Consider the following 20,508-nt stretch of genomic DNA (forward strand, 5'->3'; position numbering starts at 1 on the left):
GTTTTCCATTAAAAAACAAGCCGGGCGGCGGTAAAGCCTTACCCGGCCTACAGAAGAGTGTGTTTAACCGCCGTGCAGACGACGCGCGTCTATCACATCCGGCACCTGGTTCAGCTTGCCAAGCACGCGGCCCAGCACCTGCAGGTTGTAGATTTCGATGGTCATATCGATGGTGGCAAGCTGCTCGCGGGTATCGCTGCGGCTGGCGACGCCCAGCACGTTGACCTTCTCGTTGGCGAGAATGGTCGTGATGTCGCGCAGCAGGCCGCTGCGGTCGTTGGCAGTGACGCGCACCACCAGCGAGTAGCCAGCAGAATAGCTCTCACCCCAAACCGCTTCCACGATGCGCTCCGGCGCATGCGACTGCAGCTCGGCAAGCTGGTCACAGTCGGAACGGTGAATCGAAATTCCGCGTCCCTGAGTGATAAAGCCGACGATATCGTCGCCCGGGATTGGCTGACAGCAGCGGGCGATGTGGTGCATCAGGTTGCCCACGCCCTCGACCACCACGCGGCCGTTGTCTTTGCTGCGCTGCTGCGGCGCGTAGGTTTTCTGCTGCAGCTGCTTCAGCGCCGCCGCGTCCTGCTCTTCCGCGCTTGGCTTATTGAACTGCGCCTGCAGGAAGTTCACCATCTGATTCAGACGAATATCACCGCCGCCAATGGCCGCTAACAGCTCGTCAAGCTCGTTGAAGTTGTAGCGCGGCAGCAGGAATTTTTCCGCCTCTTTCAGGCTGATTCCGATATGCTCCAGCTCGTCGTCGAGGATCTGACGACCGGCAAGGATGTTCTTGTCACGATCCTGTTTACGGAACCAGGCGTGAATTTTCGAGCGCCCGCGGCTGGTAGTGACGTAGCCCAGGTTCGGGTTAAGCCAGTCACGGCTCGGGTTGGGCTGCTTCTGGGTAATGATTTCAATCTGGTCACCCATCTGCAGTTGATAGGTGAACGGTACGATTCGTCCGCCGATTTTCGCCCCGATGCAGCGGTGTCCCACATCGCTGTGGATGTGGTAGGCAAAATCTAGCGGCGTAGAGCCCGCCGGCAGGTCGACAACGTCCCCTTTTGGGGTAAAGACGTAGACGCGATCGTCAAAGACCTGGCTACGCACTTCGTCGAGCATCTCGCCGGAGTCGGCCATCTCTTCCTGCCACGCAATCAGCTTGCGCAGCCAGGCAATGCGGTCTTCGTGGCCAGAACGCGCTCCGCCGGACGTACCTTCTTTGTATTTCCAGTGCGCGGCAACGCCCAGCTCGGCGTCTTCATGCATCTGTTTGGTGCGGATCTGAATCTCGACCGTTTTGCCGCCAGGGCCAAGCACAACGGTATGGATAGACTGATAGCCGTTCGGTTTGGGGTTGGCGACATAGTCATCGAACTCATCGGGAAGATGACGGAAATGGGTGTGTACTATCCCCAGCGCGGCGTAGCAGTCCTGCAGACGCTCCGCCACGATACGCACGGCGCGCACGTCAAACAGCTCGTCAAAGGCGAGGTGTTTCTTCTGCATTTTGCGCCAGATGCTGTAGATATGCTTAGGCCGACCGTAGACTTCGGCGCGCACGTTCTCTTCTTTCATCGCCTGGCGCAGCCCGCCGACAAATTCCTCGATATAATGCTCGCGGTCGATACGGCGCTCGTGCAGCAGTTTGGCAATACGTTTGTATTCTGCCGGGTGCAGGTAACGGAAGCAGTAATCTTCCAGCTCCCATTTCAGCTGACCAATCCCTAAGCGGTTCGCCAGCGGCGCGTAGATATTTGTACACTCTTTGGCCGCCAGCACGCGCTCGTCTTCCGGCGCATCCTTCACCTCTCGCAGGTGGGCAATCCGCTCGGCAAGCTTGATGACCACGCAGCGGAAGTCATCCACCATGGCCAGCAGCATCCGGCGAACGTTATCGACCTGCTCAGATGAGACGGAATCGGTGTGCGCGGCTTTGAGCTGGCGAATGGCCGCCATATCGCGCACGCCGTGGATCAGCGCGACGACGGATTTCCCGACGCTGTCGCGCAGCACGTCTTCGCTGACCACTTCCGCATCCGCGAGGGGGAAGAGCAGCGCGGCCTGCAGCGTTTCAATATCCATGTTCAGCATGGATAAGATTTCCACCATCTCCACGCCGCGCCACAGGAGAAGATCGGCATCCGGATGCCCCTGCGTGGTGCGCAGACAATAGGCCCAGGTTTCGGTTAAGCGTTCACACGACTGCTGGCTGGAAATTCCCAGACTTGCGATCCATTTTTGTGGGTCAAACTCCCCAGCTTTATTGAGATGTGCACTTCTTACCGCAACCATTGTCCTCTCCTTTAGGGACCAGGGCCTGTCGAAGTCGACAAGCCAAACAAATTAGATGTGCTCGAACAACACCATCGATTCCAGATGTCCAGTGTGCGGGAACATGTCCAGCATTGCCAGACGCTGAATCTGGTAACCCGCGCTGAGTAATGCCTCGCTGTCTCGTGCAAGCGTTGCCGGGTTACAGGAAACATAGACCACGCGCTTCGGCGCGAGTTTAATAATATGTGCCATCACGCCCGGGGCACCGGCACGCGCCGGGTCGAGCAAAATTTTATCAAAGCCCTGTTTTGCCCACGGCTGTTGGGTGACATCTTCCTCAAGATTTTGATGAAAGAATGTCACATTTTGCAAGCCGTTCTGCTGCGCGTTCTCCTGCCCTTTCGCCACCAGCGCCTCAACGCCTTCCACGCCAACGACGCTGGCCGCTTTTCGCGCCAGCGGCAGCGTGAAGTTGCCCATTCCGCAGAACAGATCGAGCACCCGATCGCTTTTCTGAACATCCAGCCACGTCAGCGCTTTCTCAACCATCAGTTGGTTAACGCCATCATTCACCTGAATGAAATCCCGCGGGCTGAACGTTAAGCGTAGCCCGTTTGACGCATACCAGGGCGCCTCACCGGTAACCTGCTCAAGTATCTCGCTTTGTGGTGCAAGGAAAAGCGCCAGGTCGTGGGAATGCGAAAAGCGTTCCAGTTTTTCGCGATCTTTTTTCGACAACGGCGCGGTATGGCGCAGGACCATCAGCGGTCCATTGTTTGCCATGACCAGTTCGACATGCCCGAGGTGGCGAACGCCGTCCAGCCCGGAAAGACAGGTGCGCACTTCCGGAAGCAATGCCTCAAGATGGGGCACCAAAATGGGGCACTGCTGCACATCGACAATGTCACTGGAACCGGCCTTGCGAAACCCCATCTCCAGACGATCCGTTTTTGGCTGATAGCTGAGGCTCAGGCGCGCGCGTCGACGATAGCCCCAGGGCTCGTCGGCGAGGATCTCATTAACGTCGTGTTTAAGCAGACGCGCCAGCGCGCGGCTTTTGCTTTTTTGCTGTAATCCTGTACTCGCATGCTGTTGCTGGCAGCCCCCGCAGACGCCAAAATGGGGACAGCGAGGCACTTCGCGTTCCGGGCTATCGCTCAGTCGGCGCTTTACCTGGCCGCGCGCGTACTGGCGTTTATCTTCCGTCAGCGTAATTTCTGCTCGTTCTGATGGCAGCAAACCTGTTATAAACAGTGTCTTACCGTTGTGCCGCGCCACCCCCTGACCAAAAGGATCGAGGTCCGTGGCTTCAACAGTAATGATTTCACGCGTCGTCATGCGTCGCTTTGCAGAGTAGAATTGCGCCATCGCCGAGATTTTTCTCACATAAACATAATTATCTTAATTGTCCCATAACGGAACGCCATGACCAACTACAGCCTGCGTGCACGCATGATGATTTTGATCCTCGCCCCCACCGTATTGATCGGTTTGCTGCTGAGTATCTTCTTTGTGGTGCATCGCTATAACGATTTGCAGCGACAGCTGGAGGATGCAGGCGCCAGCATTATCGAACCGCTTGCCGTTTCCAGCGAGTACGGCATGAACCTGCAAAACCGCGAATCCATTGGTCAGTTAATTAGCGTCCTGCATCGTCGTCACTCGGACATCGTACGCGCCATTTCCGTTTACGACGAACATAACCGCCTGTTTGTCACCTCGAATTTTCATCTCGATCCGGCGGCTCTGAAGATCCCGGACGGTACGCCATTCCCGCGCCACCTCACCGTACTGCGGCGCGGCGATATCATGATCCTGCGCACGCCGATCGTGTCGGAAAGCTATTCACCCGATGAGTCAGCGCAATCCGACGCTAAATCCAGCAACAATATGCTGGGATACGTGGCGCTCGAGCTGGATCTCAAGTCGGTCCGGCTACAGCAGTACAAAGAAATTTTCATCTCTGGCGTGATGATGCTGTTCTGCATTGGCATTGCGCTGATCTTCGGCTGGCGCCTGATGCGTGACGTGACGGGCCCCATCCGCAACATGGTTAACACGGTTGACCGCATCCGCCGCGGCCAGCTCGACAGCCGGGTGGAAGGGTTTATGCTGGGTGAGCTGGACATGCTGAAGAACGGCATCAACTCGATGGCCATGTCGCTGGCGGCGTATCATGAAGAGATGCAGCACAACGTTGACCAGGCGACGTCCGACCTGCGCGAAACGCTGGAGCAAATGGAGATCCAGAATGTCGAGCTGGATCTGGCGAAAAAACGCGCCCAGGAAGCCGCGCGTATTAAATCGGAATTCCTGGCCAATATGTCGCACGAGCTGCGCACGCCGCTCAATGGCGTGATCGGCTTTACCCGCCTGACGCTGAAAAGCGAACTGAATCCTACTCAGCGCGATCACCTGCACACCATTGAACGCTCGGCCAACAACCTGCTGGCGATCATCAACGACGTGCTGGACTTCTCCAAGCTGGAAGCGGGCAAGCTGATCCTGGAGAGCATTCCGTTCCCGCTGCGAAGTACGCTCGATGAGGTGGTGACGCTGCTCGCGCACTCGTCGCACGACAAAGGTCTTGAGCTGACGCTTAATATTAAAAACGACGTGCCGGATAACGTCATTGGCGATCCGCTGCGCCTGCAGCAGGTCATTACCAACCTTGTCGGGAATGCGATTAAATTCACCGAAAGCGGTAACATCGACATTCTGGTAGAAAAACGCTCCATCAGCAGCAATAAGGTGCAGATTGAAGTCCAGATCCGCGATACCGGCATCGGTATTCCTGAGCGGGATCAGTCGCGTCTGTTCCAGGCGTTCCGTCAGGCGGACGCCAGTATCTCCCGCCGTCATGGCGGTACCGGCCTGGGGCTGGTGATCACCCAGCGCCTGGTGAACGAGATGGGCGGCGATATCTCTTTCCACAGCCAGCCGAACCGTGGTTCAACCTTCTGGTTCCACATTAATCTGGACCTCAATCCGAATGTCCTGACAGATGGCCCGGTGACGGACTGCCTGAAAGGCAAGCGTCTGGCCTACGTCGAACCTAACGCGGCGGCCGCGCAGTGCGCGCTCGATATTTTAAGCACCACGCCGCTGGAGGTGGTCTACAGCCCAACCTTCTCAGCGCTTGCCGTTGAGCACTACGATATTCTGCTGATGGGGATCCCGGTTACCTTCACCGGCGAACTGACCATGCAGCAGGAGCGGCTGGCGAAAGCCGCATCGATGACCGACTATTTGCTGCTGGCGCTACCCTGCCACGCCCAGATTAATGCAGAGGAGTTGAAAAACGACGGAGCCGCCGCGTGTCTGCTGAAGCCGCTCACCTCGACCCGCCTCCTGCCCGCGCTCACGGAGTATTGCCGTCATAGCCAGCATGCTCTCCCGCTGATTAACGATGAGCAAAAATTGCCCATGAGCGTGATGGCAGTGGATGATAATCAAGCCAACCTGAAGCTGATTGGCGCATTGCTTGAGGACCAGGTTCAGCACGTTGAGCTGTGCACCAGCGGCGCGCAGGCGGTTGAACAGGCGAAGCAGATGCAGTTCGATTTAATCCTGATGGATATTCAGATGCCGGGCATGGATGGCATTCGGGCCTGCGAGCTGATCCACCAGTTGCCGCATCAGCAGCAAACCCCGGTCATTGCGGTCACCGCGCACGCGATGGCCGGTCAGAAAGAGAAGCTGCTGAGCGCCGGGATGAATGACTATCTGGCGAAGCCCATCGATGAAGAGAAACTTCATAACCTGCTGTTACGCTATAAGCCGGGTCACATTGGCGGGACGTACACGGTTTCCAGCGAGCCGGTTGAAATCAGCGTTAACCAGAACGCCACCTTTGACTGGCAGCTCGCGCTGCGCCAGGCGGCCGGTAAACCCGATTTGGCCCGCGAAATGCTGCAAATGCTGGTCGCGTTTCTGCCGGAAATTCGCAATAAGGTGGAAGAGCAGCTGGTAGGTGAAAACCCGGAAGCGCTGCTGGAAGCAATCCACAAGCTGCACGGCAGCTGCGGGTACAGCGGCGTACCGCGGCTGAAAAACCTCTGCCAGCTGGTGGAGCAGCAGCTGCGTGCCGGCACGCCGGAATCGGAGCTTGAACCGGAGTTCCTGGAGCTGCTGGATGAGATGGATAACGTAACGCGGGAAGCAACGAAGGTGCTGGGAAGCTGAGGTAAAAGCCCGGTGGCGCTACGCTTACCGGGCCTACAATTGCGGTTGCGGCCTGATGTCCTCTCCCACAGGGAGAGGGAGCACTACATTCCCTGCCCCACTTTCAGCACCGCCGCGATATTCCTGGCGGCCATCCTGACGTTCTCGCTGGCATTTTCCAGCGCATCCTCCAGCGAGCAGATGGTGTAGATCACGCTAAAAACCGCATCAATGCCGTGATCGTGTACCACGCCAACGTCCGCCGTCAGGCTGCCTGCAATGCCGATGACGGGTTTGTTAAAGCGTTTCGCCACTTTCGCCACGCCCACCGGGACTTTGCCGTGGATCGTCTGGCTGTCGATGCGGCCTTCTCCCGTGATCACCAGATCCGCATCGGCCACCTGGTCGGCCAGGTGTAGCGCATCGGTCACGATCTCAATGCCCTGGCGCAGCTGCGCGCCGCAAAAGGCGTACAGCGCGGCCCCCATGCCACCCGCCGCGCCGCCGCCAGCAAGGTTTAGCACGTCGATATCCAGATCCCGGGCAATGGCTCTCGCATACTCCGCCAGCGCGTTGTCCAGGGTAACGATCATCTCGGGAGTGGCCCCCTTTTGCGGACCAAATACGGCTGACGCGCCATCCTTACCGGTGAGCGGATTCGTCACATCACAGGCGACCTCAATCCGGCACTCCGCCAGACGTCTGTCCAGCCCGCTCAGGTCGATACGCGCGAGTTTTCCCAGTTCACCCCCGCCCTGCCCAAGGGGCTGCCCGCTGTCGTCCAGCAGCTTTGCCCCCAGCGCCTGCACCATTCCTGCTCCGCCGTCATTGGTGGCACTGCCGCCAATGCCAATGATGATATGCTTAACGCCCGCATCCAGCGCGTGACGAATAAGTTCGCCCGTGCCCCACGAGGTGGTTTTCAGGGGATTACGCTGTGAAGGAACGACCAGCTCCAGGCCGCTTGCCGCCGCCATTTCAATAAAGGCACTCTGCTCGTCACCGGACAAGCCATAAAACCCTTCCACGCGCTCACCCAGCGGGCCGGTCACCGGAACATGCACAATGCGTCCCTGCGTTGCCGCGATCATCGCCTCAACCGTCCCTTCGCCACCGTCCGCGACCGGCAGTTTGACGTAAACCGCTTCGGGAAAGATCTCGCGAAAACCACGTTCTATCGCTGTCGCAACCTCAAGCGCACTCAAACTTTCCTTATACGAGTCCGGTGCGATAACAATTTTCATAAGCCATCCTTACGCATAGTCGTTACGTTAAGCATACACCACGTAAAAGACCGCTCATGGGAGCGGTCCCAATGCGTTTATCGTACCATGCACGGGCGTTTATTGTCGAATGCCCAGTCGGGAATCAGATACTGCATCGCCATCGCGTCGTCGCGCGCGCCCAGACCGTGTTTTTGATACAGCTCATGGGCTTTCATGACCTGGTCCATATCCAGCTCAACCCCCAGCCCCGGCGTGGAAGGCACCTGCACCATGCCACCTATTATCTCAAAGGGCTGCTTAGTCAGACGCTGATTACCTTCCTGCCAGATCCAGTGCGTGTCGATAGCGGTAATCGTGCCCGGTGCGGCGGCGGCAACGTGCGTGAACATCGCCAGCGACACGTCGAAGTGGTTATTAGAGTGCGAGCCCCAGGTCAGGCCAAACTCGTGGCACATTTGCGCCACGCGCACCGACCCCTGCATCGTCCAGAAATGCGGGTCCGCCAGCGGAATGTCAACTGACTGGAGGGATAAGGTATGTCCCATCTGACGCCAGTCGGTGGCAATCATATTGGTCGCGGTCGGCAGCCCCGTGGCGCGGCGGAACTCCGCCATGACTTCACGGCCCGAGAAGCCCTGTTCAGCCCCGCACGGATCTTCCGCATACGCCAGCACGCCTTTCAGCTGCTTGCCAATTTTGATCGCTTCTTCAAGCGACCATGCGCCGTTCGGATCCAGCGTCACGCGTGCCTGCGGGAAACGTTTTGCCAGCGCGGTAACGGCTTCCGCCTCTTCCTCACCGGCCAGCACGCCGCCCTTCAGTTTGAAATCGTTGAAGCCATACTTCTCGTAAGCGGCTTCCGCCAGGCGCACCACCGCATCCGGGGTCATCGCCTCGTCGTGGCGAAGTCGATACCAGTCGCATTGTTCATCCGGCTGGCTCTGATAAGGCAACGGCGTCAGCCTGCGGTCGCCGACAAAGAACAGATAGCCCAGCATTTCCACTTCGCTGCGCTGCTGCCCCTCACCCAACAGCGACGCAACGTTAACGCCCAGATGCTGACCCAGCAGATCCAGCATCGCGGATTCAATCCCGGTCACCACATGAATGGTGGTGCGCAGATCGAAGGTCTGCAGGCCACGCCCTCCGGCATCGCGATCGGCAAAGGTATTGCGCACGGTGTTGAGGACATTTTTGTACTCGCCCAGCGCTTTGCCCACCACCAGCGGAATGGCATCTTCCAGCGTCCGGCGGATCTTCTCCCCGCCCGGAATTTCGCCCACGCCCGTATGGCCGGAATTGTCTTTGATAATGACAATGTTGCGGGTAAAGAACGGCGCATGCGCGCCGCTCAGGTTCATCAGCATGCTGTCATGACCCGCAACCGGAATGATTTGCATGGAAGTGACGACAGGGGTCGTAAAAGTACTCATCGTGTAATCCTTTTATCAGTGACGTCCAAAAACAGGGCGCTTGCGGTCAAATGTCCAGCCGGGGATCAGGTACTGCATCGGGCCCGCGTCGTTACGCGCGCCGCCCGGTAGCTTTTTATACGCCTCATGGGCTTTATGGATCCGATCCCAGTCAATCTCCACGCCCAGGCCCGGCGCATCCGGTACGGCAATCTTGCCATTGATGATTTCCAGCGGATTTTTCGTCAGGCGGGCTTCACCTTCCTGCCAAATCCAGTGGGTGTCGATGGCGGTCGGGTTACCCGGCGCCGCCGCGCCAACGTGTGTAAACATCGCCAGCGAAATATCAAAGTGGTTGTTCGAGTGACAGCCCCAGGTCAGCCCCCAGTCATCGCACAGCTGCGCCACGCGCACTGCGCCAGAAAGCGTCCAGAAGTGAGGGTCCGCCAGCGGTATGTCGACAGCGTTCAGCATCACCGCATGAGCCATTTCACGCCAGTTGGTGGCGATCATATTGGTCGCGACCGGCAGCCCGGTGGCGCGACGAAACTCAGCCATGACTTCGCGGCCCGAGAAGCCCTGCTCCGCGCCACAGGGATCTTCCGCATAGGTCAGGACATCCCCCAGCCCTTTGCACAGGCTAATCGCTTCATCCAGCAGCCAGGCGCCGTTCGGGTCAACGGTGATCCGCGCATCCGCAAAGCGTTTTTTCAGCGCCCGGGCCGTGTCAATCTCCTGCTCGCCGGGCAGCACGCCGCCCTTCAGCTTGAAATCCTTAAAGCCGTAGCGATCCTGCGCCGCCTCGGCCAGACGCACCACCGCGTCGCTGGAGAGCGCTTCCTGGTGGCGCAGGCGATACCAGTCGTGATCGCCCGTGGATCGCGCCAGATAGGGGAGATCGGTTTTATTGCGATCGCCAACGTAGAACAGATAGCCCAGCACGGTGACCGCATCACGCTGTTTGCCGGGCCCCAGCAGCTCGCAAACCGGAACATTGAGCACCTTACCCAGCAAGTCGAGCAGGGCGGCCTCCAGCGCGGCGACTGCGTTGACCCGCAGTTCGAACGTCCAGGCACCTTTTCCGAAGGTATCAAAGTCCGCCGACTGATTGCCCTTATGCACACGCTGAACGACCTTGTTCAGGCGGGCGACCTCCTGACCCACGACCAGCGGAATGGCATCGACCAGCGTCTGGTAGATCACCTCTCCGCCCGGGGCTTCGCCCACGCCGGTATTCCCTGCGCTGTCTTTCAGCACGACGATATTACGGGTAAACCAGGCGTTATGCGCCCCGCCGATATTGAGCAGCATGCTGTCCTGCCCGGCCACCGGAATAACCTTCATCTCCGTGACGGTTGGGCTCGATTGCGTTGTCATCATCCACGCTCCGCAACAGGTTTAAGTTCGACGCGTTTGATATCCCCCACCAGCACCAGGTAGCTCAATACCGCCACCAGCGCATGCACCCCCACGTAGATTAGCGCACCGTTGAAAGAGCCGGTGGTGCCGACGATGTAGCCGATAGCGATTGGCGTAACAATCCCGGAGATGTTGCCGAACATGTTGAACAGACCGCCGCTCAGGCCGCTGATCTCTTTCGGCGCCGTATCCGCCATCACCGCCCAGCCCAGCGCGCCAATGCCTTTGCCGAAGAAGGCCATCGCCATAAAGCCGATAATCATCCATTCGGCGCTGACGTAGTTACAGAACACCATGGTCATGGAGAGCAGCATGCCGAGCACAATCGGGATTTTACGCGCGATGTTCAGCGAGCCGGTGCGGCGCATCAGCCAGTCGGAAATCACTCCGCCGAGCACGCCGCCGACGAAGCCGCAGATTGCCGGGACCGACGCGACAAATCCCGCTTTCAGGATCGACATGCCGCGTGCCTGCACCAGGTATACCGGGAACCAGGTGATGAAGAAGTAGGTTAAAGCGTTAATACAGTACTGGCCCAGATAGATGCCGATCATCATGCGCGAGCCGACGAGCTGCTTGATCTGCGCCCATTTCTGGCTGAACGGGACTTTTGCTTTTGCGGATTTCTGATCCATGTTGATCAGCGCGCCGCCTTCCGCAATGTACTCCAGCTCTTTTTTGTTCACGCCTGGATGCTGGTTGGGTTCATGGATCACTTTCAGCCAGATAAAGCTGATGACGATCCCAAGCCCGCCCATAAAGAAGAAGACGTGTGACCAGCCCACCTCATGGGTCAGCCAGCCCATAATGGGCGCAAAGATCACCGTCGCGAAGTACTGTGCGGAGTTAAAAATCGCCACCGCCGTTCCCCTCTCCTGCGCCGGAAACCAGGCCGCCACAATGCGGCTGTTACCCGGGAAGGAAGGTGCTTCCGCTAAGCCTACCAGGAAGCGCAGCGTGAAGAGCGCCACGATAATGCCGAAGCCGCTGAAGATATCGACGAAACCCTGCAACAGGGTAAACATCGACCAGATAAAGATGGACCAGAAATAGACGCGTTTAGATCCAAAACGGTCCAGCAGCCAGCCGCCAGGAATTTGCCCGATGACGTAGGCCCATGAGAATGCGGAGAAAACGTAACCCATGCCCACCGGATCAAGGCCGATATCTTTTGCCATTTCCGAACCGGCAATCGACAGCGTGGCGCGGTCACCATAGTTAAAGGATGTGACGATAAACAGCATCACCACTATCCAGTAGCGGGCATTAGTGCGCTTTTCAGCGCTGCTCGCTGCGTGGCTTAATGTACTCATTGTTGCACTCCTGAAACATAGCTTTCGCCTGGTTCATTCTGTACAGCACCGGTAGGGTAATCAGAATGAGATTGGTATTTGTCGTTTTGGTACGGCCTGACGCCGTTTTATAGTGACCGGAAAAGTATATGAAGGAGTGGTCCGTTCTCTCACCGTGCAAAAACACAGTATTGAAGGATGCATGAGAGGTTGTTTATGGCATAAGCCCAGGGGAATGGAATGTGGTTCACGGAATTGGCGTTTGGAGCGGGGTGTATCGCCGGGTGGCGGCTAAGCCTTACCCGGCCTGGAGAACTATTTAAGGAGCGTTGCCCAGTGTTCGACCCACGGGTTCGACTCGCTTTCGGGCTCCGGGTGCTCACCCGCGTCAATCAGCAGCATCTCGCCGACGCGCTGGGCGCTCTGTTCCTGCAGGAGCGCATCGAACTGCTTGCCGCCGCCGCAGAAGTTAGCGTAAGAGCTGTCGCCCAGAGCAATGATGCCGTAGTGCACGTCCGGCTGATAGCCAAGCTGGTCTTTAATTCCCTGGAAAAGCGGCACGATGCTGTCCGGCAGATCGCCCTGCCCGGTGGTGGAGGTCACCACCAGAATGTATTTATCTTTATACTTTTCCCAGTCTGCCAGCTCCGGGTCTTCATAGACCGTGGCTTTATGGCCCTGGCTGGCGAGTATTGCCTCAGCCTCTTCCGCTACCAGCAGCGAGTTGCCGTACATTGTCCCGACAAAAATGCCTACTTCAGCCATGATGTTTTCCCATAATGAATGCGCTTACCGTTCATCCTGAACGTTGCCCGATACAAACTCAACCCTTTCATTTTCGCGGAGTTGGCCCAGCCAGCCAAACTGTGACAGCGCCTGCATCCAGACGTCGTCCAGCCCAGCACGGATAGTCAGCGGCTCGCCGGTAAACGGGTGCGTCAGGCTCAGCTCGCTGGCGTGAAGCATCAGACGATGGCAGCCAAAGTGTTCGGCCGCACTGCGGTTCTGGCGCAAATCACCGTGTTTGCTGTCGCCAATAATCGGATGGCGCAGGTGCGCAAGATGGCGTCGCAGCTGGTGCTTACGCCCGGTTTTAGGCAGAAGCTCAACCAGGCTGTAGCGTGTGGTCGGAAATTTGCTGGTTGCAACCGGCATTTCGGTCGTCGCCATGCCGCGATAGTCCGTCACCGCGGGCTGCGGACCTTTGTCATCGCGGGCAAATTTATCGGCGATTTTGTCCAGTTCCTCCACCAGCGGATAGTCCAGCGTGGCGGCTTCCGTCAGCCAGCCGCGCACGATCGCGTGGTAGCGCTTTTGCATCTGATGCTGTTCAAACTGCTGTGACAGCAAACGCCCCGCCTCGCTGGAAAGCCCCATCAGCAGCACGCCGGAGGTCGGCCTGTCGAGACGATGGGCGGTAAAAACATGCTGACCAATCTGGTCGCGAACGGTCTGCATCACCACCACTTTCTCATCGCGATCGAGCCAGCTGCGGTGTACCAGCCAGCCTGACGGTTTATTCACCGCTACCAGCCACTCGTCCTGATAGAGGATCTCAAGCGTCATGCATCTTCACCGGCAAACAGGGCATCCAGTTTTTCCAGTTCGACCAGCATCACGTCGCGCGCAGGGTGCGTCGCCTCGAGCGCCATTTCATAGTAGGGAGAGACAGCAAACGCCTGCGGCAGCGGGTGACCGCCCTCAAGCAGGGCGTGCATGCGCGGAATTAACACCCACTGCAGCCATTCAAACGGGGCCAGCGTATCCAGGCAGAAGGGCTGAGTGCTCGCGAACGCTTCTGGCTGCGGCGCGGTCTCCTGCCACAGCTGATGTTGGCGCAAAAGGGCTTCGATGGCGTGCAACTGAGCACGAACGCTATCGTGTTGCGTCATAGTAACCTCAACTGAAAAAGTGAACGGCGCGCAGCATAGCATTGCGGAAGGCAGAAATAAAAAAAGGGAGCACTGTAAAAACAGTGCTCCCGGTTCGTTTCGCAGCATTCCAGCTACAATTCGTGCTCCCTGCTCATCCGTGACAACTTTTCCTGAAGCCCGAAGGCCTGGTCATCCGTAAGCCAATGCATCCTGCACACATCTTCCTGACGCGTTTGTTTCATCCCGAAACGTCCTGGCCTTCCTGACCCACCGACCATCCTGACCGGCTCTCATTCTCCTTCCTGGAGGTGTCCCTTACGCATCCTGCGTTATCCACTTCGCTTCATCCTGAAGCCTTCCTGCAGCGCCATCCTGACGAGTCCTGTGTGAGAAACGCCATCATCCTGATGTTCGTTTCTCGTGTCGGCGTCCTGTCGACGGAGATAGAATCCGCTATTCCGCTTCGTCTTACAACCCACTCAGCCAGAGTTGTAAGACGCACAGGCTCCCTAAAAATAATAGGATGAACAACTAATCTGTTGAAAAATAGAGTGATATTAATCTGAATTTAATGAGGTAATACTGAATGTTCCAGCGATCTCTCACAAACCTTGTAAGAGATCTCTCACACGCGCTGTAGCAGCATGGATTACAGAAGGGGCTCAAGTCGGGTGAGGAAATCCGCAAGAGAGGGGGCGAGAGTCTCGCGATTGCGGGTGCCGATAGTCTCTTTAACCACTTCACCTGACAGGTTACATACGGATAACACATCCAGTTCGCTGTCCAGCGTGGCAATAAAAAGCGTCGGAGAAAGCTTAAGGCGTTTTTGCGTAACCAGATGACCAATCAGGTTTTCCTGAACACGCTGCAGATCGTCTTCGCTCCAGGTCTGCAACAGCGTCAGCGTGATATCAGCAAAGCGCGCGGGCATATCCCCTGCGAACTGCGTGGTATAAAACGCGTGAACCGCTGGTTGTACCACAATGTCCATTGCACGCTCAACCGCATTTACATTTTGCTCGCCGTCGAAAGGTTTTGGCTGCCAGATAACGTAATCGTCGACTGAAGAGATAATGCATGGCGAGGGTACGCCATACAAATCAGTGCTTTGTGGCCATGTTCCGTGCTTTTCATGCCATGCATCGCAGTAGCGGGCCGTGAAGGTAGTGAGGGCATTTGCAGTTTCGATGTCCACCGATTTCTCTCTTCTTGTCAGACAGGATAAACTCAGGCCATAAGTGTACCTGTAAAGTGGCTATGAAACATGTCTTACGAAAATCATCAGGCGTTAACCGGCTTAACGCTGGGTAAATCGACCGATTACCGCGATACCTACGATGCAAGCCTGCTGCAGGGCGTGCCGCGCAGCCTGAACCGCGATCCTCTGGGCCTGCATGCGGATGCCTTGCCGTTTGTCGGCGGTGACATCTGGACGCTGTACGAACTCTCGTGGCTTAACGCGCGCGGTCTGCCGCAGGTGGCAGTGGGCCACGTTGAGCTGGATTACGCCAGCGTTAATCTCGTGGAATCCAAAAGCTTTAAGCTCTATCTCAACAGCTTTAACCAGACTAAATTCAACAGCTGGGACGACGTTCAGCACACCCTGGAACGTGATTTAAGCGCCTGCGCGCAGGGAAAGGTGAGCGTTTCACTGTATCGCCTGCACGAGCTGGAGGGGCAGCCAGTCGCCCGCTTCAACGGGACCTGCATCGACGATCAGGATATCGAGGTGGAGAATTATGAATTCAGCGCCGATTACCTCGAAAACGCGGCGAGCGGCAAAGTGGTTGAAGAGACGCTGGTCAGCCATCTGCTGAAATCTAACTGCCTGATCACCCACCAGCCGGACTGGGGCTCGGTGCAGATCCAGTACCGCGGCCCGAAAATTGACCGGGAAAAGCTGCTGCGCTACCTGGTGTCTTTCCGCCATCACAACGAATTCCACGAGCAGTGCGTGGAGCGCATCTTTAGCGATATTCAGCGTTTCTGCCAGCCAGAAAAACTGAGCGTTTACGCGCGCTACACCCGCCGCGGCGGTCTGGACATCAACCCGTGGCGCACCAACACCGATTTTGTGCCGGCAACGGGACGGCTGGTGCGTCAGTAATATAAATATTTTCACAATATGCGCGGTATCTTCCGCGCTTTAGGTTGTGAAACGTCACGCGCCAGGGCTATTGTAATCAACAGGGAAAGACGATAATCGTCCCGTAAGGAGCTCACTTGATTACACATATTAGCCCGCTTGGCTCAATGGATATGTTGTCGCAGCTGGAAGTGGACATGCTTAAGCGCACGGCCAGCAGCGATCTTTATCAACTGTTTCGTAACTGTTCACTTGCCGTTCTGAACTCCGGAAGCCTGACAGATAACAGTAAAGAACTGCTGTCCCGCTTCGAAAGCTTTGATATCAACGTGCTGCGCCGCGAGCGTGGCGTGAAGCTTGAAGTCATCAACCCGCCGGAAGAGGCCTTTGTCGACGGGCGCATCATTCGTTCACTTCAGGCTAACCTGTTTGCCGTGCTGCGTGACATCCTGTTTGTTAACGGGCAGATCCACAACGCAGGCCGTTTCCAGCATCTCGACCTGGAAAGCTCGGTCCATATCACCAACCTGGTGTTCTCCATTTTGCGTAACGCCCGTGCCCTGCACGTTGGCGAAGCGCCGAACATGGTCGTCTGCTGGGGCGGCCACTCCATTAACGAAACTGAATACCTTTATGCGCGTCGGGTGGGCACCCAGCTCGGCCTGCGCGAGCTGAATATCTGTACCGGCTGCGGTCCGGGTGCGATGGAAGCGCCAATGAAAGGTGCCGCAGTGGGTCACGCGCAGCAGCGTTATAAAGATGGGCGGTTTATCGGCATGACCGAGCCGTCAATCATTGCCGCTGAGCCGCCTAACCCGCTGGTTAACGAGCTGATTATCATGCCGGATATCGAGAAACGTCTTGAAGCGTTTGTCCGTATCGCCCACGGCATTATCATCTTCCCGGGCGGCGTAGGGACAGCGGAAGAGCTGCTCTACCTGCTGGGTATTCTGATGAACCCGGCCAACAAAGATCAGGTTCTGCCGCTGATCCTGACCGGGCCAAAAGAGAGCGCCGACTACTTCCGCGTGCTGGACGAGTTTATCGTGCACACGCTGGGCGAAGCCGCGCGTCGTCACTATCGCATCATCATTGACGATGCCGCAGAAGTGGCGCGCCAGATGAAAAAAGCGATGCCGCTGGTAAAAGAAAACCGTCGCGATACCGGCGATGCGTACAGCTTTAACTGGTCAATCCGTATCGCGCCGGACCTTCAAATCCCGTTCGAGCCAACGCACGAAAATATGGCGAACCTGAAACTCTACCCGGACCAGCCGGTGGAAGTCCTGGCTGCCGATCTGCGTCGTGCCTTCTCCGGGATTGTTGCGGGCAACGTGAAAGAGATGGGCATCCGCGCCATTGAACAGTACGGTCCATACAAGATCCACGGCGACCCGGAGATGATGCGCCGCATGGACGACATGCTGCAGGGCTTTGTCGCTCAGCACCGCATGAAGCTGCCGGGATCAGCCTATATTCCTTGCTACGAAATCTGCACATAACGCTCAGCAGCATCTGATCAAAGCCGGGTCGCCCTGTTGCGCGTCCCGGCTTTTTTATTACCGAGGTAATTCATACGCATCACTTATGTCTTTTACAAACTATGCGCAAACGCAAACGATTACCTGGTTTTTTCAACCGTAAATTATCAGCCTTAATCCAAATTACCTGCCAGAAAATACTAAAAACCCATTTCTTTACAGCGAAAGACACCTATATCACGGGGCGGTCTTTCAGCACACATGTCGTTGGTGGTAGCCTTCGCGCCCGTAAATTCTCTTTGATGTTTTTTTAACAGATAAATGGTCTAAAGATGCCCACATCATAAGTGGATTATTGCATTTGGGATCAGGATCACTGATAGATTCATAACTAGAATGTATCTTTCCGCCCGCCAATAGTTACGGGCAAAAATTATTAAAAAACCGTCACTGAACGAATTTCATATTACCGTCAGGCACTTTTTCATCGGATTTGACTAAAAACCTGACAATTCGCTTCCTCCAGGAGATACAGATGGAAACCACTCAAACCAGCACCGTTGCTTCGATTGAATCCCGAAGTGGTTGGCGCAAAACGGATACCATGTGGATGCTTGGCCTTTACGGCACGGCAATCGGCGCTGGTGTACTGTTCCTTCCTATCAACGCAGGCGTCGGCGGTCTGATCCCGCTGATCATTATGGCTATCATTGCTTTCCCGATGACCTTCTTTGCACACCGCGGTCTGACCCGCTTCGTGCTGTCCGGTAAAAACCCGGGTGAAGACATCACTGAAGTTGTTGAAGAGCATTTCGGCGTGGGCGCAGGTAAACTGATTACCCTGCTCTACTTCTTCGCGATTTACCCTATTCTGCTGGTCTACAGCGTGGCTATCACCAACACTGTTGAAAGCTTCATGATGCACCAGCTGCACATGACGCCGCCGCCGCGTGCCATTCTGTCTCTGATCCTGATCGTGGGCATGATGACCATCGTTCGCTTCGGTGAGCAGATGATTGTGAAAGCAATGAGCGTACTGGTCTTCCCGTTCGTTATTGCTCTGATGGTACTGGCTTGCTACCTGATCCCACAGTGGAACGGTGCAGCGCTGGAAACCCTGTCCCTGAGCAGCGCATCGGCAACCGGTAACGGCCTGCTGATGACCCTCTGGCTGGCGATTCCGGTGATGGTGTTCTCTTTCAACCACTCTCCAATCATCTCTTCTTTCGCCGTTGCGAAACGTGAAGAGTACGGTAATGGCGCAGAGAAGAAGTGCTCCAGCATCCTGGCGCGCGCTCACATCATGATGGTACTGACCGTAATGTTCTTCGTCTTCAGCTGCGTACTGAGCCTCTCCCCGGCGGATCTGGCGGCAGCGAAAGAGCAGAACATCTCTATTCTGTCTTATCTGGCGAACCACTTTAACGCACCGGTCATTGCGTGGATGGCACCAATCATCGCGATTATCGCCATCACCAAATCCTTCCTGGGCCACTACCTCGGCGCGCGCGAAGGCTTCAACGGTATGGTGATTAAATCTCTGCGCGGTAAAGGCAAGAGCATTGAAATCAACAAGCTGAACAAAATCACTGCGCTGTTCATGCTGCTCACCACCTGGGCAGTAGCGACCCTGAACCCAAGCATCCTGGGCATGATTGAAACCCTGGGCGGCCCGGTCATCGCGATGATTCTGTTCCTGATGCCGATGTACGCGATTCAGAAAGTCCCTGCTATGCGTAAGTACAGCGGTCATGTGAGCAACGTCTTTGTGGTTATCATGGGTCTTATCGCAATCTCTGCGATCTTCTACTCCCTGTACACCATGTTCTGATTATCACCCGCGCCGTCTTCGGACGGCGCACTCCTCCCTCTCTGACTGAAAGCAATGGACGCATCATGATTAGCGTATTCGATATCTTCAAAATCGGTATTGGTCCTTCCAGCTCTCACACCGTCGGACCAATGAAAGCCGGTAAGCAGTTCACGGATGACTTGATTGCACGCGGCATCTTGCATGACATTACCCGCGTGGTTGTCGATGTATACGGCTCGCTTTCCCTGACCGGGAAAGGCCACCATACCGATATCGCCATTATCATGGGCCTGGCGGGAAATCTGCCGGATACCGTTGATATTGATGCGATCCCTGGCTTCATCCAGGATGTGAACACCCACGGTCGCCTGCTGCTGGCGAACGGTGAGCATGAGGTTGAATTCCCGGTTGACCACTGCATGAATTTCCATGCGGACAACCTGTCGCTGCACGAAAACGGCATGCGCATTACCGCGCTGGCCGGCGACAAAGCGGTATACAGCCAGACGTATTACTCTATCGGCGGCGGTTTTATCGTCGACGAAGACCACTTTGGTCAAACCAATACCTCTTCTGTCGAAGTGCCGTATCCGTACAAAACGGCGGCGGATCTTCAGCGTCACTGCCAGGAGACGGGCCTTTCCCTCTCCGGCCTGATGATGAAAAACGAGCTGGCACTTCACAGCAAAGAGGAGCTCGAACAGCACTTCACTAACGTCTGGGAAGTGATGCGCGGCGGTATTGAGCGCGGGATCACCACCGAAGGCGTTCTGCCGGGCAAGCTTCGCGTGCCGCGTCGCGCTGCTGCGCTGCGCCGTATGCTGGTGAGCACCGACAAAACGACGACGGACCCGATGGCCGTTGTAGACTGGATCAACATGTTCGCACTGGCGGTGAATGAAGAAAACGCCGCAGGGGGCCGCGTGGTCACCGCGCCGACTAACGGTGCCTGCGGTATCGTTCCGGCGGTGCTGGCGTACTATGACAAGTTTATCCGTGAAGTGAACGCGAACTCACTGGCGCGCTACCTGCTGGTCGCCAGTGCGATTGGTTCGCTGTATAAGATGAACGCGTCTATTTCCGGTGCGGAAGTGGGCTGTCAGGGTGAAGTCGGCGTGGCGTGCTCCATGGCGGCGGCGGGTCTGGCCGAACTGCTGGGTGCAAGCCCGACACAGGTGTGCATTGCTGCGGAAATCGGCATGGAACATAACCTGGGACTGACCTGTGACCCGGTTGCCGGACAGGTACAGGTACCGTGCATCGAACGTAACGCGATTGCCTCCGTGAAGGCGGTGAACGCGGCACGTATGGCGCTGCGCCGAACCAGCGAGCCGCGCGTCTGTCTCGATAAGGTTATCGAAACCATGTACGAAACCGGTAAAGATATGAACGCCAAATACCGCGAAACTTCTCGCGGCGGCCTGGCGATGAAGATCGTCACCTGCGATTAAGCCTCTCAGGAAG

The 20,508-nt window shown here is 56.7% G+C and carries 15 protein-coding genes; 5 read left to right on the forward strand and 10 right to left on the reverse strand.

The genetic code is table 11. The annotated features are described in order from the left end of the window. Nucleotides 1-63: 63 nt before the first annotated feature. On the reverse strand, nt 64-2,295 hold the full coding sequence (gene relA / locus ACOTZB_RS14810) for a GTP diphosphokinase (protein ID WP_421627602.1): 2,232 nt from the start codon (nt 2,293-2,295) through the stop codon (nt 64-66). Nucleotides 2,296-2,346: 51 nt separating this feature from the next. After that, nucleotides 2,347-3,645, reverse strand: coding sequence for a 23S rRNA (uracil(1939)-C(5))-methyltransferase RlmD (gene rlmD / locus ACOTZB_RS14815; protein WP_421627603.1), 1,299 nt, complete (start codon nt 3,643-3,645; stop codon nt 2,347-2,349). 57 nt (nt 3,646-3,702) lie between these two features. Here rlmD and barA point away from each other — a divergent pair, with 57 nt between their 5' ends. Then, nucleotides 3,703-6,462, forward strand: coding sequence for a two-component sensor histidine kinase BarA (barA, locus tag ACOTZB_RS14820; protein WP_421627604.1), 2,760 nt, complete (start codon nt 3,703-3,705; stop codon nt 6,460-6,462). 83 nt (nt 6,463-6,545) lie between these two features. Here the strand turns inward: barA and ACOTZB_RS14825 are convergent, their stop codons facing one another. The 8 genes from ACOTZB_RS14825 to syd form a co-directional block, all read right to left on the reverse strand. Beyond that, nucleotides 6,546-7,685, reverse strand: a complete 1,140-nt coding sequence (locus ACOTZB_RS14825) for a glycerate kinase (RefSeq protein ID WP_421627605.1) — start codon at nt 7,683-7,685, stop codon at nt 6,546-6,548. 77 nt (nt 7,686-7,762) lie between these two features. After that, nucleotides 7,763-9,100 (reverse strand): glucarate dehydratase, encoded by a 1,338-nt coding sequence (gene gudD, locus ACOTZB_RS14830; RefSeq protein WP_421627606.1) that lies wholly within the window; start codon nt 9,098-9,100, stop codon nt 7,763-7,765. A 15-nt stretch (nt 9,101-9,115) separates the two neighbouring features. Beyond that, a complete protein-coding gene (locus ACOTZB_RS14835; protein WP_421627647.1) occupies nt 9,116-10,456 on the reverse strand; it encodes an enolase C-terminal domain-like protein in 1,341 nt (446 codons plus the stop codon). Continuing rightward, nucleotides 10,456-11,811, reverse strand: coding sequence for a galactarate/glucarate/glycerate transporter GudP (gene gudP / locus ACOTZB_RS14840; RefSeq protein WP_421627607.1), 1,356 nt, complete (start codon nt 11,809-11,811; stop codon nt 10,456-10,458). Before gudP ends, ACOTZB_RS14835 begins: the two co-directional genes overlap by 1 nt. A gap of 294 nt (nt 11,812-12,105) precedes the next feature. Next, complete coding sequence (locus tag ACOTZB_RS14845; RefSeq protein WP_029741558.1) at nt 12,106-12,555, reverse strand: flavodoxin; 450 nt, start codon at nt 12,553-12,555, stop codon at nt 12,106-12,108. Nucleotides 12,556-12,579: 24 nt separating this feature from the next. Continuing rightward, a complete protein-coding gene (truC, locus tag ACOTZB_RS14850) occupies nt 12,580-13,356 on the reverse strand; it encodes a tRNA pseudouridine(65) synthase TruC (protein ID WP_421627609.1) in 777 nt (258 codons plus the stop codon). Then, nucleotides 13,353-13,682, reverse strand: a complete 330-nt coding sequence (locus ACOTZB_RS14855; RefSeq protein WP_023309024.1) for a YqcC family protein — start codon at nt 13,680-13,682, stop codon at nt 13,353-13,355. The genes truC and ACOTZB_RS14855 overlap by 4 nt, the downstream gene beginning before the upstream one ends. A gap of 631 nt (nt 13,683-14,313) precedes the next feature. After that, nucleotides 14,314-14,859, reverse strand: a complete 546-nt coding sequence (gene syd / locus ACOTZB_RS14860; RefSeq protein ID WP_023309025.1) for a SecY-interacting protein — start codon at nt 14,857-14,859, stop codon at nt 14,314-14,316. A 69-nt stretch (nt 14,860-14,928) separates the two neighbouring features. Here syd and queF point away from each other — a divergent pair, with 69 nt between their 5' ends. The 4 genes from queF to ACOTZB_RS14880 all read left to right on the forward strand — a co-directional run bounded on the left by queF (nt 14,929) and on the right by ACOTZB_RS14880 (nt 20,495). Continuing rightward, nucleotides 14,929-15,771, forward strand: a complete 843-nt coding sequence (queF, locus tag ACOTZB_RS14865; protein ID WP_023309026.1) for an NADPH-dependent 7-cyano-7-deazaguanine reductase QueF — start codon at nt 14,929-14,931, stop codon at nt 15,769-15,771. A gap of 116 nt (nt 15,772-15,887) precedes the next feature. After that, nucleotides 15,888-17,252, forward strand: a complete 1,365-nt coding sequence (gene ppnN, locus ACOTZB_RS14870; protein WP_421627610.1) for a nucleotide 5'-monophosphate nucleosidase PpnN — start codon at nt 15,888-15,890, stop codon at nt 17,250-17,252. A gap of 514 nt (nt 17,253-17,766) precedes the next feature. Next, entirely contained in the window at nt 17,767-19,062 is a 1,296-nt protein-coding gene (locus ACOTZB_RS14875) for an HAAAP family serine/threonine permease (protein ID WP_024909280.1), read from the forward strand. Nucleotides 19,063-19,127: 65 nt separating this feature from the next. Continuing rightward, nucleotides 19,128-20,495, forward strand: coding sequence for an L-serine ammonia-lyase (locus ACOTZB_RS14880; protein ID WP_033146431.1), 1,368 nt, complete (start codon nt 19,128-19,130; stop codon nt 20,493-20,495). The last annotated feature ends 13 nt before the right edge of the window (nt 20,496-20,508 follow it).

It is taken from the genome of Enterobacter cloacae complex sp. SHL020 (assembly GCF_049236945.1).
GTDB classification, from domain to species: domain Bacteria; phylum Pseudomonadota; class Gammaproteobacteria; order Enterobacterales; family Enterobacteriaceae; genus Enterobacter; species Enterobacter dykesii.